Origin of the sequence: Escherichia sp. 93.0816 (assembly GCF_013368855.2) — a bacterium.
Lineage (GTDB): Bacteria > Pseudomonadota > Gammaproteobacteria > Enterobacterales > Enterobacteriaceae > Escherichia > Escherichia ruysiae.
Window position 1 is genome coordinate 135,206 of the sequence record NZ_JABWNC020000010.1, and the last position, 14,769, is coordinate 149,974.

Consider the following 14,769-nt stretch of genomic DNA (forward strand, 5'->3'; position numbering starts at 1 on the left):
TCGTACCGTCCATGCGCTATCGCATTTTCCTTCTCTTTTTTTTCGCTTTGTTGCCGACGTCTTTAGCGTGGGCAGCACCAGCGCAACGGACGTTTTCTGACTGGCAGGTCACCTGTAACAACCAAAATTTCTGCGTAGCGCGCAACACTGGCAATCATAATGGACTGGTGATGACTCTCAGTCGCAGTGCCGGGGCGCATACCGATGCCGTTTTACGTATTGAGCGCGGCGGGTTGAAGTCGCCGGATGCGTCGGAAGAGGCGATAGCGCCACGACTGCTGTTAGATGGCGAGCCGCTGGCGTTAAGCGGGGACAAGTGGCGGATTTCGCCGTGGTTATTAGTGACCGATGATACGGCGACCATCACCGCGTTTTTGCAAATGATTCAGGAAGGGAAGGCAATTACCTTACGCGACGGCGATCAGACCATTTCTCTTAATGGATTAAAAGCGGCGTTGTTGTTTATTGATGCCCAGCAAAAACGCGTTGGCAGTGAAACTGCGTGGATCAAGAAAGGAGACGAGCCGCCACTTAGCGTACCGCCTGCTCCTGCGCTGAAAGAGGTCGCTGTGGTAAACCCAACGCCGACGCCACTCTCACTCGAAGAACGTAACGATTTGCTGGATTACGGTAACTGGCGGATGAATGGCCTGCGCTGCTCGCTTGATCCGTTGCGTCGAGAGGTGAATGTCACTGCGCTGACCGATGATAAAGCATTGATGATGATTAGCTGTGAGGCGGGCGCCTATAACACCATTGATCTGGCGTGGATAGTGTCGCGTAAAAAGCCGCTGGCCTCGCGTCCGGTACGGTTACGTTTGCCGTTCAACAACGGTCAGGAAACGAATGAACTGGAGCTGATGAACGCGACATTTGATGAAAAATCGCGTGAACTGGTGACGTTAGCGAAAGGCCGTGGATTAAGTGATTGTGGTATTCAGACGCGCTGGCGTTTTGACGGCCAGCGTTTTCGTCTGGTGCGTTACGCCGCAGAACCCACCTGTGATAACTGGCATGGGCCAGACGCCTGGCCCACGTTGTGGATCACTCGTTAAACAAAATGACGGGAACATGTAGGCCGGATAAGACGCGTCAGCGTCGCATCCGGCAATCAGCATCCGGCAATCAGCATCCGGCAATCAGCATCCGGCAATCAGCATCCGGCGGTCAGTATCAGGCACCTTTCACTCCCAGTACCTTATGCGCTTTTGCCACAATATTCTCGGCGGTAAAGCCAAAGAACGGGAACAGTTTATCCGCCGGAGCAGATTCGCCATAACCCGTCATCCCGACAATCGCACCTTTCAGGCCGACGTATTTGTACCAGTAGTCGGCGATGCCTGCTTCCACCGCCACGCGAGCAGCAACGTTAGAAGGCAACACCGATTCCCGATATTCCTCATCCTGGGCATCGAAAATATCGGTCGAGGGCAGGGAAACCACGCGAACATTGCGACCTTCTCCCGCTAATTTCTCCGCCGCTTGCAGGGTGATTTCCATCTCTGAACCGGTAGCAATCAAAATAATATCCGGCTTGCCGCCGCTGTCTTTCAGCACATAACCGCCACGGGCAATCTCTTTTACCTGATCCGGCGTACGTTCCACCTGCGCCAGATTCTGCCTTGAGAGGATCAGCGCCGTCGGCCCGTTGTGGCGCTCAACCGCCAGCTTCCAGCCTACCGCTGCTTCCACCTGATCGCACGGTCGCCAGGTACTGAAATTCGGTGTTAAGCGCAAACTGGCCAGTTGCTCAACCGCCTGGTGCGTCGGGCCATCTTCGCCCAGACCAATCGAGTCATGGGTATAAACCATAATCTGCCGCGCTTTCATCAGCGCCGCCATCCGCGCGGCGTTGCGGGCGTATTCAACAAACATCAGGAACGTCGCGGTATACGGTACAAATCCACCGTGGTGCGCGATGCCGTTGGCGATGGCGGTCATACCAAATTCACGTACCCCGTAGTGAATATAATTCCCCGCCAGATCTTCCTTCAGCGACACAGAACCTTTCCAGATAGTGAGGTTACTTGGCGCCAGATCCGCCGAACCGCCGAGCAGCTCCGGCAGCATAGGGCCGTAAGCGTTAAGCGTATTTTGCGACGCCTTACGGGTAGCGATTTTCGCCGGATTTGCCTGCAACTCATTGATATATTTCTGAGTCGTTTTCTCCCAGTCTTTCGGCAAACCACCACTCATCCGGCGGGTAAACTCTTCTGCCAGTTGCGGATGAGCCTTTTTATACGCGGCAAACTTCTCATTCCAGCTCTGCTGCGCTTTTTCGCCTTTTTCGCGGGCATCCCAGGCGTGATAAATCTCTTTGGGGATCTCAAATGGCGGATGGTGCCAGCCCAGTTTTTGCCGTGCCAGCGCCACTTCCTCTTCACCCAACGGTGCGCCGTGCGCCTCTTCCTTACCCGCTTTATTAGGCGAACCAAAGCCAATTACCGTGCGGCAGATAATCAACGACGGCTTATCTTTCACGCTTTGCGCTTCGAGAATCGCTTCCTTCACCGCCTGCGGATCGTGACCGTCGATTTCATGGACAACATGCCAGTGATAGGCTTCAAAGCGTTTTGCCGTATCGTCGGTAAACCAGCCTTCGGTTTCACCATCAATGGAAATACCGTTGTGGTCGTAAAAGCCAATCAACTTGCCCAGCCCCAGCGTTCCCGCCAGCGAACAGACTTCGTGGGAGATACCTTCCATCAGGCAACCGTCGCCCATAAACACATAAGTGAAGTGATCGACAATCTCATGGTCCGGTTGGTTAAACTGCGCCGCCAGCGTGCGCTCCGCTATCGCCAGTCCGACCGCGTTCGCCAGTCCTTGCCCCAGCGGACCGGTGGTGGTTTCAACGCCTGGCGTATAGCCAATCTCCGGGTGACCTGGGGTTTTCGAATGCAACTGACGGAAGTTCTTCAGCTCTTCCAGCGGCAGGTCGTAACCGGTCAGATGCAGCAAACTGTAGAGCAGCATCGACGCGTGACCGTTGGAGAGAATAAAGCGGTCGCGATCATACCAGGTTGGATCGGTAGGATTATGTTTAAGAAAGTCGTTCCACAGCACTTCGGCAATATCGGCCATGCCCATCGGCGCGCCAGGATGACCAGAATTGGCTTTTTGCACCGCATCCATACTGAGCGCGCGAATCGCATTGGCAAGGTCTTTTCGGGACATATAACACTCCGTGGCTGGTTTATAGTTTGGCGGCAAGAAGATCTTCCAGTTTGCGTTGATCAACGGCGAACAGGCGGATGCCTTCAGACAGTTTTTCTACTGCCATCGCATCCTGATTGTGCTCCCAACGGAACTCCGCTTCGCTCATTGGAGCAGGGCGTGGGAATGTTTGAGAAGGCGGGATCAATTTGCGGACGACTGGCGAGACTTTTTCCTGCAACTCTTTCAGCAAGTTCGGCGCGATAGTCAGACGATCGCAACCGGTTAAAGCGAGGATTTGCTCGGTACGGCGGAAACTCGCGCCCATCACAATGGTTTCATAGCGGTGCTGCTTATAGTAGTCGTAGATATTACGCACCGACTTAACGCCCGGATCTTCTTCCACTACATACGGGTCCAGTGGCTTGCGCGCCTGATACCAGTCATAAATACGCCCGACAAACGGCGAAATCAGAAAAACGCCCGCTTCTGCACAGGCGCGTGCCTGAGCAAAGGAAAACAGCAGCGTCAGGTTGCAATTAATGCCTTCTTTTTCCAGCTCTTCTGCCGCGCGAATTCCTTCCCAGGTTGAAGCCAGTTTGATCAGAATGCGTGATTTCTCAACGCCCTGCTGCTGGTACAAATCCACCAGATGACGCGCTTTCTCAATACTCTTTTCTTTATCAAAAGAGAGGCGTGCGTCAACTTCTGTCGATACACGACCGGGTACGATTTTGAGAATTTCTGTACCGAAATTGACCGCCAGCTTATCGCAGGCAGCTACCACTTGTTGTTCCTGCGTTTGACCATTTTTTTTACCCCAGGCGATAGCATCGTCTATTAAATGCTCATATTGTGATAATCCGGCAGCCTTGAGTAATAACGAAGGATTGGTGGTGGCATCCTGAGGATGATAATGGCGAATGGACTCAATATCGCCGCTGTCTGCCACGACAGTGGTGAACTGTTTGATGCCGTCTAACTCGTTCATAGGAAATACTCCTTGAAAAGTAAAGTGTTAGGTGAGTGCGTTAATTCACACTTCTGAGAAATTTCGCTAATCGCATCAAAAAAGCATAGCAGACAGGCATGGTATTGCTGGATTAAGCAGGTAACATCAGTGTTATAGGATTATTGCCAAAATATTATTTTGATGAGGAGAGTTTGGACTTGCTCAAAGTCTGAAAGCTCCGGCAAGGTAATAATGTGCGCCATGTTGTGGGCTGAGGCAGTTGCCCGCTCATTTTTGTGAACGTTACGTGAAAGGAACAACCAAATGGATGACCAGTTAAAACAAAGTGCACTTGATTTCCATGAATTTCCAGTTCCAGGAAAAATCCAGGTTTCTCCTACTAAACCTCTGGCAACGCAGCGCGATCTGGCGCTGGCCTACTCACCTGGCGTCGCCGCGCCTTGTCTTGAAATCGAGAAAGATCCGTTAAAAGCCTACAAATATACTGCGCGCGGTAACCTGGTGGCGGTGATCTCCAACGGTACGGCGGTGCTGGGGTTAGGCAACATTGGCGCGCTGGCAGGCAAACCGGTGATGGAAGGCAAGGGCGTTCTGTTTAAGAAATTCGCCGGGATTGATGTGTTTGACATTGAGGTTGATGAACTCGACCCGGACAAATTTATCGAAGTGGTCGCTGCGCTGGAACCGACCTTTGGCGGCATCAACCTTGAAGACATTAAAGCGCCAGAATGCTTCTATATTGAGCAAAAACTGCGCCAGCGAATGAACATTCCGGTATTCCACGACGACCAGCACGGGACGGCAATCATCAGCACCGCCGCCATCCTCAACGGCCTGCGCGTGGTAGAGAAAAACATCTCCGACGTGCGGATGGTGGTTTCCGGCGCGGGGGCGGCCGCAATCGCCTGTATGAACCTGCTGGTGGCGCTGGGGCTGCAAAAACACAATATTGTAGTTTGTGACTCGAAAGGCGTTATCTATCAGGGGCGAGAGCCGAACATGGCGGAAACCAAAGCCGCTTACGCAGTGGTGGATGACGGCAAACGCACTCTCGACGATGTAATTGAAGGCGCGGATATTTTCCTTGGCTGTTCCGGCCCGAAAGTGCTGACACAGGAGATGGTGAAGAAAATGGCTCGCGCGCCGATGATCCTGGCGCTGGCGAATCCGGAACCGGAAATTCTGCCGCCGCTGGCGAAAGAAGTGCGTCCGGATGCCATCATCTGTACTGGTCGTTCCGACTACCCGAACCAGGTTAACAACGTCCTTTGCTTCCCGTTCATCTTCCGTGGTGCACTGGACGTTGGCGCAACCGCCATTAATGAAGAGATGAAACTGGCGGCGGTACGTGCGATTGCTGAACTGGCTCATGCGGAACAGAGCGAAGTGGTTGCTTCTGCCTATGGCGATCAGGATCTGAGCTTTGGCCCGGAATACATCATTCCTAAACCGTTCGATCCGCGTCTGATCGTCAAGATCGCGCCAGCGGTGGCAAAAGCGGCAATGGAGTCCGGTGTGGCGACGCGTCCGATTGCCGATTTTGATGTCTACATCGACAAACTGACCGAATTCGTTTACAAAACCAACCTGTTTATGAAGCCGATCTTCTCCCAGGCTCGCAAAGCGCCGAAGCGCGTGGTGCTGCCGGAAGGGGAAGAGGCGCGCGTGTTGCACGCGACTCAGGAACTGGTAACGCTGGGACTGGCGAAACCGATTCTTATTGGTCGTCCGAACGTAATCGAAATGCGCATTCAGAAGCTGGGCTTGCAGATCAAAGCGGGCGTTGATTTTGAGATCGTTAATAACGAATCCGATCCGCGCTTTAAAGAGTACTGGAGCGAATACTTCCAGATCATGAAACGTCGTGGGGTCACCCAGGAACAGGCGCAGCGTGCGCTGATCGGTAACCCGACAGTGATCGGTGCGATTATGGTTCAGCGTGGTGAAGCCGATGCGATGATCTGCGGTACGGTGGGGGATTATCACGAACACTTCGGTGTGGTGAAAAATGTGTTTGGTTATCGCGATGGCGTTCACACCGCTGGCGCAATGAACGCGCTGCTGCTGCCGAGTGGTAACACCTTTATTGCTGACACCTACGTCAACGATGATCCAGACGCAGAAGAGCTGGCGGAGATCACGCTGATGGCGGCAGAGACTGTTCGTCGTTTCGGTATTGAGCCGCGTGTTGCCTTACTGTCGCACTCCAACTTCGGTTCTTCAAACTGCCCGTCGTCCAGCAAAATGCGTAAAGCTCTGGAGCTGGTCAGGGAGCGTGCGCCAGAACTGATGATTGATGGCGAAATGCACGGTGATGCGGCGCTGGTGGAAGCGATTCGCAACGACCGGATGCCGGACAGCCCCCTGAAAGGTTCCGCCAATATTCTGGTGATGCCGAATATGGAAGCTGCCCGTATTAGTTACAACTTACTACGTGTTTCCAGCTCAGAAGGCGTTACCGTCGGCCCGGTGCTGATGGGCGTGGCGAAACCGGTTCACGTATTAACGCCAATCGCATCGGTACGTCGTATTGTCAACATGGTGGCGCTGGCCGTGGTTGAAGCGCAAACCCAGCCGCTGTAATTCTTTCTTAACTCTTACGCTTACCCTGAATATTCAGGGTAAGCGGTTTATCGCAATATATCAGAAGGGATTATTACTTGTTTTTCGAATAATAAAGCGCGCCCTATAAAAATAAATCAATATCAATTTAATTATATTCATGTGCTGTACATGAAAATTTATGCATTAGATAAAATATCTCTCCATTCTTAGTGATCTACCTCACCTTTTAAACTCCCTTGCCGAATTTTGTTATTTACTCTGACGAAAAATTGTCACGATAGCGCCAGATTTTTCACAGGCGGCGACTCATGGATAAAGAACGCATCATTCAGGAATTTGTTCCCGGTAAACAGGTCACGCTGGCGCATTTAATTGCGCATCCCGGCGAGGAGCTGGCGAAGAAAATCGGCGTTCCCGATGCTGGCGCAATCGGCATTATGACGCTAACTCCCGGTGAAACAGCGATGATCGCCGGCGATTTAGCACTGAAAGCCGCCGATGTGCATATCGGTTTTCTTGACCGTTTTAGCGGCGCGCTGGTGATTTATGGCTCGGTGGGCGCGGTAGAAGAAGCGTTATCACAAACTGTCAGCGGTTTAGGGCGCTTATTAAATTATACGCTTTGTGAAATGACCAAAAGTTAATGCGAGGCATTCATGAAACGAATTGCGTTTGTGGGTGCTGTCGGGGCAGGAAAGACAACGTTATTTAATGCGTTGCAGGGAGATTATACCCTCGCGCGAAAAACGCAGGCTGTGGAATTTAATGATAAGGGTGATATTGATACGCCAGGTGAATATTTTAGCCATCCCCGCTGGTATCACGCCTTAATTACCACGCTACAGGATGTGGACATGCTGATATATGTCCACGGCGCGAATGACCCGGAAAGCCGATTACCTGCCGGGTTGCTGGATATTGGCGTCACTAAACGGCAAATCGCCGTCATCAGTAAAACGGACATGCCGGATGCTGACGTCGCCGCAACGCGACAGTTATTGCGCGAGACTGGCTTTGAAGAGCCGATTTTCGAGTTAAACAGCCACGACCCGCAAAGCGTGCAGCAACTGGTGGATTATCTGGCATCTCTCACCGAACAGGAGGAAGCAGGTGAAAAAACTCATCACAGCGAATGATATTCGTGAAGCACATGCGCGCGGCGAACAGGCAATGTCCGTGGTTCTGCGCGCCAGCATTATTACTCCGGAAGCCCGTGAAGTGGCGGATCTACTGGGGGTTACCATCAACGAATGCGATGAATTGACACCGGTAACGGCGTCCGTTCCTGCCAGCGCGCCTGCCGATAAAACCGAAAGTCAGCGCATTCGCGAAACCATCATTGCCCAACTGCCGGAAGGCCAGTTTACCGAAAGCCTGGTCGCGCAACTGATGGAAAAAGTGATGAAGGAAAAGCAGTCGCTGGAGCAGGGCGCGATGCAGTCGAGCTTTAAATCAGTGACCGGCAAAGGCGGCATCAAAGTGATTGATGGCGGCAGCGTGAAGTTTGGGCGTTTTGACGGCGCGGAACCTCAATGCGTCGGGTTGACCGATCTGGTTACCGGAGATGACGGCAGCAGCATGGCTGCCGGTTTCATGCAGTGGGATAACGCCTTCTTCCCGTGGAAGCTGAACTACGACGAAATCGACATGGTACTGGAAGGTGAACTGCACGTTCGCCACGAAGGCGAAACCATGATCGCCAAAGCAGGCGACGTGATGTTTATCCCGAAAGGCTCCAGCATCGAATTTGGTACGACATCCAGCGTGAAATTCCTGTATGTCGCCTGGCCGGCTAACTGGCAATCCCTATGAAAGATTTCATTACCGAAGCATGGCTAAGAGCGAACCATACGCTCAGCGAAGGCGCAGAGATCCATCTCCCTGCGCACAGTCGCCTGACGCCCTCTGCCCGGGAGTTACTGGAAAGCCGCCATCTGCGCATCAAGTTTATTGACGAGCAGGGCAGCCTGTTTGTTGACGATGAACAGCAGCAGCCGCAGCCCGTTCACGGGCTGACCAGTAGCGATGAATATACGCAGGCGTGCTGCGAACTGTGCCACCAGCCAGTGGTAAAAAAGCCGGATACGCTGACTCACCTGTCGGCGGAAAAAATGGTCGCCAAAAGCGATCCGCGCCTCGGTTTTCGCGCTGTTCTCGACAGCACCATTGCGCTGGCAGTGTGGCTGCAAATTGAACTGGCGGAGCCCTGGCAGCCATGGCTGGCGGACATCCGTTCGCGTCTTGGCAACATTGTGCGCGCCGATGCGCTGGGAGAACCGCTGGGCTGCCAGACGATTGTCGGGCTTTCTGACGAAGATCTGCATCGGCTTTCCCATCAGCCGCTGCGTTATCTCGACCACGATCATCTGGTGCCGGAAGCCAGCCACGGACGCGATGCGGCGTTGCTGAATCTGCTACGCACCAAAGTGCGTGAAACCGAAACCGTAGCGGCGCAGGTGTTTATCACCCGCAGTTTTGAAGTATTACGCCCGGACATCTTGCAGGCGCTGAACCGCCTTTCCAGCACGGTTTACGTGATGATGATCCTGAGCGTGGCGAAGCCGCCGCTAACGGTGAAGCAGATCCAACAACGACTGGGAGAGACGCAATGATTATTGAACGTTGCCGTGAACTGGCGTTGCGAGCGCCCGCCAGAGTGGTTTTTCCGGATGCGTTAGATCAACGTGTGCTGAAAGCTGCGCAATATTTACATCAACAAGGTCTGGCAACGCCCATTCTGGTCGCCAATCCGTTTGAACTTCGTCAGTTTGCGCTCAGTCACGGTGTGGCGATGGACGGGCTACAGGTGATTGATCCACATAGCAACTTTGCGATGCGGGAAGAATTTTCCCACCGCTGGCTCGCCCGTGCAGGTGATAAAACGCCGCCGGACGCGCTGGATAAACTCACCGACCCGCTGATGTTCGCCGCCGCAATGGTCAGCGCCGGTAAAGCGGATGTCTGTATCGCGGGCAACCTCTCTTCCACGGCGAATGTGCTGCGTGCCGGATTACGCATTATTGGTTTGCAGCCGGGCTGCAAAACGCTCTCCTCCATTTTCCTGATGCTGCCGCAGTACAGCGGTACGGCGTTGGGCTTTGCCGATTGCAGCGTGGTGCCACAGCCGACGGCAGCGCAACTGGCGGATATCGCGCTTGCCAGCGCCGATACCTGGCAGGCCATCACCGGAGAAGAGCCGCGCGTAGCGATGCTGTCGTTTTCCAGCAACGGCAGCGCCCGTCACCCCTGCGTTGCTAACGTTCAGCAGGCGACCGAAATCGTCCGGGAACGCGCGCCACAACTGGTGGTGGATGGCGAGTTGCAGTTTGACGCCGCCTTCGTGCCGGATGTCGCGGCGCAAAAAGCACCTGCCAGCCCGCTACAGGGCAAAGCGAATGTAATGGTTTTTCCGTCGCTGGAGGCAGGAAATATTGGCTACAAAATCGCACAACGACTCGGCGGATATCGTGCCGTCGGACCGTTGATACAAGGGCTTGCCGCGCCGCTGCACGATCTCTCTCGTGGCTGTAGCGTGCAGGAAATTATCGAACTGGCGCTGGTGGCAGCCGTACCGCGCCAGACAGAAGTGAACCGCGAAAGCAGTTTACAAACACTGGTTGAATGAACGGTCCCGTTCTGGACCCCTATAAAGAGGAAAACACAATGGAAGCATTAGGAATGATCGAAACCCGGGGCCTGGTTGCACTGATTGAGGCTTCTGACGCGATGGTTAAAGCTGCGCGCGTCAAACTGGTTGGTGTTAAGCAGATTGGCGGCGGCCTGTGTACTGCGATGGTTCGCGGTGATGTTGCTGCCTGTAAAGCGGCGACCGATGCCGGTGCCGCAGCGGCACAGCGTATTGGCGAGCTGGTATCTGTCCACGTTATCCCGCGTCCGCACGGCGACCTGGAAGAAGTCTTCCCGATCGGCCTGAAAGGCGACAGCAGCAACCTGTAATCACCTTGTGTGACGTCGATTCGGGCGTCACGCTCTCTCCTTTTTCTATTTACCTTCTGCGGAGGGTAGGGGGAGCTTTTACCTGAAATACGCCACGGAGGCGGGTATGAAACTGGCAGTCGTCACTGGACAAATTGTTTGTACCGTACGCCATCACGGACTGGCGCATGACAAATTGCTGATGGTGGAAATGATTGATTCACAGGGAAATCCTGACGGGCAGTGTGCCGTCGCCATCGACAATATTGGCGCGGGAACCGGGGAGTGGGTGTTGCTGGTGAGCGGCAGTTCCGCCCGCCAGGCGCATAAAAGCGAAACGTCTCCGGTCGATCTGTGTGTAATTGGCATCGTCGATGAAGTGGTGTCTGGCGGTCAGGTAATTTTCCACAAATAAGGCAGAACATCATGAATCAACAGGATATTGAACAGGTGGTGAAAGCGGTACTGCTGAAAATGCAAAGCAGCGACGCGCCGTCCGCCGCCGTTCATGAGATGGGCGTTTTTGCTTCCCTGGATGACGCCGTTGCGGCAGCCAAAGTTGCCCAGCAAGGGTTAAAAAGCGTGGCGATGCGCCAGTTAGCCATTGCTGCCATTCGTGAAGCAGGCGAAAAACACGCCAGAGATTTAGCGGAACTTGCCGTCAGTGAAACCGGCATGGGTCGCGTTGAAGATAAATTTGCCAAAAACGTTGCTCAGGCGCGCGGTACGCCGGGCGTAGAGTGCCTCTCTCCGCAGGTGCTGACGGGCGACAACGGCCTGACGTTAATTGAAAACGCGCCCTGGGGCGTAGTGGCTTCGGTGACGCCTTCCACTAATCCGGCGGCAACCGTGATTAATAACGCCATCAGCCTGATTGCTGCGGGCAACAGCGTCATTTTTGCCCCGCATCCGGCGGCGAAAAAAGTCTCTCAGCGGGCGATTACGCTGTTCAACCAGGCGATTGTCGCCGCAGGCGGGCCAGAAAACTTACTGGTGACCGTGGCAAATCCGGATATCGAAACCGCGCAACGCTTGTTCAAGTTTCCGGGCATCGGCCTTTTGGTGGTGACCGGCGGCGAAGCGGTAGTAGAAGCGGCGCGCAAACACACCAATAAACGTCTGATAGCCGCAGGTGCAGGCAACCCGCCGGTGGTGGTGGATGAAACCGCCGACCTCGCCCGTGCCGCTCAGTCCATCGTCAAAGGCGCTTCTTTCGATAACAACATTATTTGTGCCGATGAAAAGGTACTGATTGTCGTCGATAGCGTAGCCGATGAACTGATGCGTCTGATGCAAGGCCAGAACGCGGTGAAACTGACCGCAGAGCAGGCGCAGCAGCTACAACCGGTGTTGCTGAAAAATATCGACGAGCGTGGAAAAGGCACCGTCAGCCGTGACTGGGTAGGTCGCGATGCCGCGAAAATCGCGGCGGCAATCGGCCTGAACGTCCCGCAAGAAACACGATTGCTGTTTGTGGAAACCACCGCAGAACATCCGTTTGCCGTGACCGAACTGATGATGCCGGTGCTGCCCGTCGTGCGCGTCGCCAACGTGGCGGATGCCATTGCGCTGGCGGTGAAACTGGAAGGTGGTTGCCACCACACGGCGGCAATGCACTCGCGCAACATCGACAACATGAACCAGATGGCGAACGCCATTGATACCAGCATTTTCGTTAAGAACGGACCGTGCATTGCCGGACTGGGGCTGGGTGGGGAAGGCTGGACCACCATGACCATCACCACGCCAACTGGTGAAGGGGTAACCAGCGCACGGACGTTTGTCCGCCTGCGTCGTTGTGTATTAGTCGATGCGTTTCGCATTGTTTAAGGAGTAACAGATGGCGCACGACGAACAATGGCTCACCCCACGTCTGCAAACGGCGGCAACGCTGTGTAACCAGACGCCTGCCGCGACGGAATCTCCGCTGTGGCTGGGGGTGGATCTGGGCACTTGCGATGTGGTGTCGATGGTTGTCGATCGCGAAGGCCAGCCGGTGGCGGTATGCCTCGACTGGGTCGATGTGGTTCGCGACGGCATCGTCTGGGATTTCTTCGGTGCGGTCACCATTGTTCGTCGCCATCTCGACACCCTCGAGCAGCAATTCGGTCGCCGTTTTAGCCATGCGGCAACGTCATTTCCCCCAGGTACGGATGCGCGTATTTCCATCAACGTGCTGGAATCTGCCGGACTGGAAGTGAGCCATGTGCTGGATGAGCCAACCGCAGTCGCGGATCTGCTGCAACTGGACAACGCCGGTGTAGTGGATATCGGCGGCGGCACTACCGGCATTGCCATCGTGAAAAAGGGCAAAGTGACTTATTCAGCGGATGAAGCGACCGGTGGACATCACATCTCTCTGACTCTTGCCGGAAATCGTCGTATTCCTCTGGAAGAGGCGGAACAGTACAAGCGCGGTCACGGCGAAGAGATTTGGCCTGTGGTGAAACCGGTGTACGAAAAAATGGCGGACATTGTCGCGCGGCATATCGCGGGGAAGGGCATTACTGATTTATGGCTGGCGGGCGGCTCCTGTATGCAACCGGGCGTGGCGGAGCTGTTTCGCAAACAATTCCCGGCATTACAGGTGCATTTACCGCAGCACAGTCTGTTTATTACCCCGCTGGCGATCGCCAGTAGCGGGCGAGAGAAAGCGGAGGGGATCTATGCAAAATGAATTGCAGACCGCGCTCTTTCAGGCATTCGATGCCCTGAATCTGCAACGGGTAAAAACATTTAGCGTCCCGCCGGTGACGCTTTGCGGCTCTGGCGCGGTGAGCAGTTGCGGACAGCAAGCGCAAATGCGCGGGTTGAAACATCTGTTCGTGATGGCAGACAGCTTTTTGCATCAAGCGGGGATGACCGCTGGGCTGACGCGTAGCCTGGCGGTAAAAGGTATCGCCATGACGCTCTGGCCGTGTCCGGTGGGCGAACCGTGCATTACCGACGTGTGTGCGGCTGTGGCGCAGTTGCGTGAATCAGGGTGTGATGGGGTGATTGCGTTTGGCGGTGGATCGGTGCTCGATGCGGCGAAAGCCGTGGCGTTGCTGGTGACGAATCCCGATAGCACGCTGGCAGAGATGTCAGAAACCCGCGTTCTGCAACCGCGCCTGCCGCTGATAGCCATTCCTACTACCGCCGGAACCGGCTCTGAAACGACCAACGTAACGGTGATTATCGACGCGGTGAGCGGGCGCAAGCAGGTGTTAGCCCATGCCTCGCTGATGCCGGATGTGGCGATCCTCGACGCCGCGCTAACCGAAGGCGTGCCGTCGCATGTGACGGCGATGACCGGCATCGACGCGTTAACCCATGCCATTGAAGCGTATAGCGCACTGAACGCCACACCGTTTACCGACAGTCTGGCGATTGGCGCCATTGCGATGATTGGTAAATCGTTGCCGAAAGCGGTGGGCTACGGGCACGACCTTGCCGCGCGCGAAAGTATGTTGCTCGCATCATGCATGGCGGGAATGGCGTTTTCCAGTGCGGGGCTTGGGTTGTGCCACGCGATGGCGCATCAGCCAGGGGCGGCGCTGCATATTCCGCACGGTCTGGCGAACGCCATGCTGCTGCCAACGGTGATGGAGTTTAACCGGATGGTATGCCGCGAACGTTTTAGCCAGGTAGGCAGGGCGCTGCGAACTAAAAAATCCGACGAGCGTGATGCTATTAACGCGGTTAGTGAGCTGATTGCGGAAGTAGGGATCGATAAACGGCTGGGCGATGTTGGTGCGGCATCTGCGCATTACGGCGCATGGGCGCAGGCCGCGCAGGAAGATATTTGTCTGCGCAGTAATCCGCGTACCGCCAGCCTGGAACAGATTGTCGGCCTGTACGCAGCGGCGCAATAAACGTGCACGAACAGTCCCCTTGCCCTTTGTGGAGAGGGGCTGGGTGAGGGGAACAAATTGGCACCGGTGCAAACAATTACCCTCACCCCGGCCCTCTCCCTGAAAGGGCGAGGGGGAAAACAGTGCTGAAGTTGACAGTTAAGCAGCTTTGTCAGCAATGCGTTTTCAGACTGATGACAAAGCCATAAATGTGCGCGAACAGTCCCCTCGCCCCTTTGGGGAGAGGGTTAGGGTGAGGGGAACAAATTGGCACCGGTGCAAACAATTACCCTCACCCCGGCCCTC

Annotated in this window: 14 protein-coding genes; 12 read left to right on the forward strand and 2 right to left on the reverse strand. The window is 54.8% G+C overall.

What is annotated here, in order from left to right; translation table 11 throughout:
- Positions 1-11 precede the first annotated feature (11 nt).
- Positions 12-1,055 carry a DUF1176 domain-containing protein gene (locus HEM79_RS12895; protein WP_024191154.1) on the forward strand — a complete coding sequence of 348 codons (1,044 nt, stop codon included), beginning with the start codon at positions 12-14 and terminating at the stop codon, positions 1,053-1,055.
- 118 nt (positions 1,056-1,173) lie between these two features.
- On the opposite strand, the gene tkt is transcribed toward HEM79_RS12895, so the two are convergent.
- Positions 1,174-3,177: a transketolase gene (tkt, locus tag HEM79_RS12900; protein WP_135521596.1), complete on the reverse strand. Its 2,004-nt coding sequence runs from the start codon at positions 3,175-3,177 to the stop codon at positions 1,174-1,176.
- Between the two features lie 19 nt (positions 3,178-3,196).
- Positions 3,197-4,147 carry a transaldolase gene (tal, locus tag HEM79_RS12905; RefSeq protein WP_176242425.1) on the reverse strand — a complete coding sequence of 317 codons (951 nt, stop codon included), beginning with the start codon at positions 4,145-4,147 and terminating at the stop codon, positions 3,197-3,199.
- A 285-nt stretch (positions 4,148-4,432) separates the two neighbouring features.
- Between tal and maeB the strand changes: the two genes are divergently transcribed.
- The 11 genes from maeB to eutG all read left to right on the forward strand — a co-directional run bounded on the left by maeB (position 4,433) and on the right by eutG (position 14,484).
- Positions 4,433-6,712 (forward strand): NADP-dependent oxaloacetate-decarboxylating malate dehydrogenase, encoded by a 2,280-nt coding sequence (maeB, locus tag HEM79_RS12910; protein ID WP_105286690.1) that lies wholly within the window; start codon positions 4,433-4,435, stop codon positions 6,710-6,712.
- A gap of 290 nt (positions 6,713-7,002) precedes the next feature.
- Positions 7,003-7,338, forward strand: coding sequence for an ethanolamine utilization microcompartment protein EutS (gene eutS / locus HEM79_RS12915; protein WP_000356956.1), 336 nt, complete (start codon positions 7,003-7,005; stop codon positions 7,336-7,338).
- 12 nt (positions 7,339-7,350) lie between these two features.
- Positions 7,351-7,830: an ethanolamine utilization acetate kinase EutP gene (gene eutP / locus HEM79_RS12920; protein ID WP_176242423.1), complete on the forward strand. Its 480-nt coding sequence runs from the start codon at positions 7,351-7,353 to the stop codon at positions 7,828-7,830.
- Positions 7,805-8,506, forward strand: coding sequence for an ethanolamine utilization acetate kinase EutQ (eutQ, locus tag HEM79_RS12925; RefSeq protein WP_176242421.1), 702 nt, complete (start codon positions 7,805-7,807; stop codon positions 8,504-8,506). Before eutP ends, eutQ begins: the two co-directional genes overlap by 26 nt.
- Positions 8,503-9,306 carry an ethanolamine utilization cob(I)yrinic acid a,c-diamide adenosyltransferase EutT gene (gene eutT, locus HEM79_RS12930; RefSeq protein WP_176242419.1) on the forward strand — a complete coding sequence of 268 codons (804 nt, stop codon included), beginning with the start codon at positions 8,503-8,505 and terminating at the stop codon, positions 9,304-9,306. The genes eutQ and eutT overlap by 4 nt, the downstream gene beginning before the upstream one ends.
- The gene (pta, locus tag HEM79_RS12935) at positions 9,303-10,319 is read left to right on the forward strand and encodes a phosphate acetyltransferase (protein WP_176242417.1); all 1,017 of its coding nucleotides are present in this window, start codon (positions 9,303-9,305) and stop codon (positions 10,317-10,319) included. The genes eutT and pta overlap by 4 nt, the downstream gene beginning before the upstream one ends.
- Before the next feature lie 38 nt (positions 10,320-10,357).
- Positions 10,358-10,651, forward strand: coding sequence for an ethanolamine utilization microcompartment protein EutM (gene eutM, locus HEM79_RS12940; RefSeq protein ID WP_000387713.1), 294 nt, complete (start codon positions 10,358-10,360; stop codon positions 10,649-10,651).
- A gap of 106 nt (positions 10,652-10,757) precedes the next feature.
- Positions 10,758-11,045 (forward strand): ethanolamine utilization microcompartment protein EutN, encoded by a 288-nt coding sequence (gene eutN, locus HEM79_RS12945; RefSeq protein ID WP_000762200.1) that lies wholly within the window; start codon positions 10,758-10,760, stop codon positions 11,043-11,045.
- Between the two features lie 11 nt (positions 11,046-11,056).
- On the forward strand, positions 11,057-12,460 hold the full coding sequence (locus HEM79_RS12950) for an aldehyde dehydrogenase family protein (RefSeq protein ID WP_176242415.1): 1,404 nt from the start codon (positions 11,057-11,059) through the stop codon (positions 12,458-12,460).
- A 10-nt stretch (positions 12,461-12,470) separates the two neighbouring features.
- On the forward strand, positions 12,471-13,307 hold the full coding sequence (eutJ, locus tag HEM79_RS12955; RefSeq protein ID WP_176242413.1) for an ethanolamine utilization protein EutJ: 837 nt from the start codon (positions 12,471-12,473) through the stop codon (positions 13,305-13,307).
- On the forward strand, positions 13,297-14,484 hold the full coding sequence (gene eutG / locus HEM79_RS12960) for an ethanolamine utilization ethanol dehydrogenase EutG (protein ID WP_176242411.1): 1,188 nt from the start codon (positions 13,297-13,299) through the stop codon (positions 14,482-14,484). The genes eutJ and eutG overlap by 11 nt, the downstream gene beginning before the upstream one ends.
- The last annotated feature ends 285 nt before the right edge of the window (positions 14,485-14,769 follow it).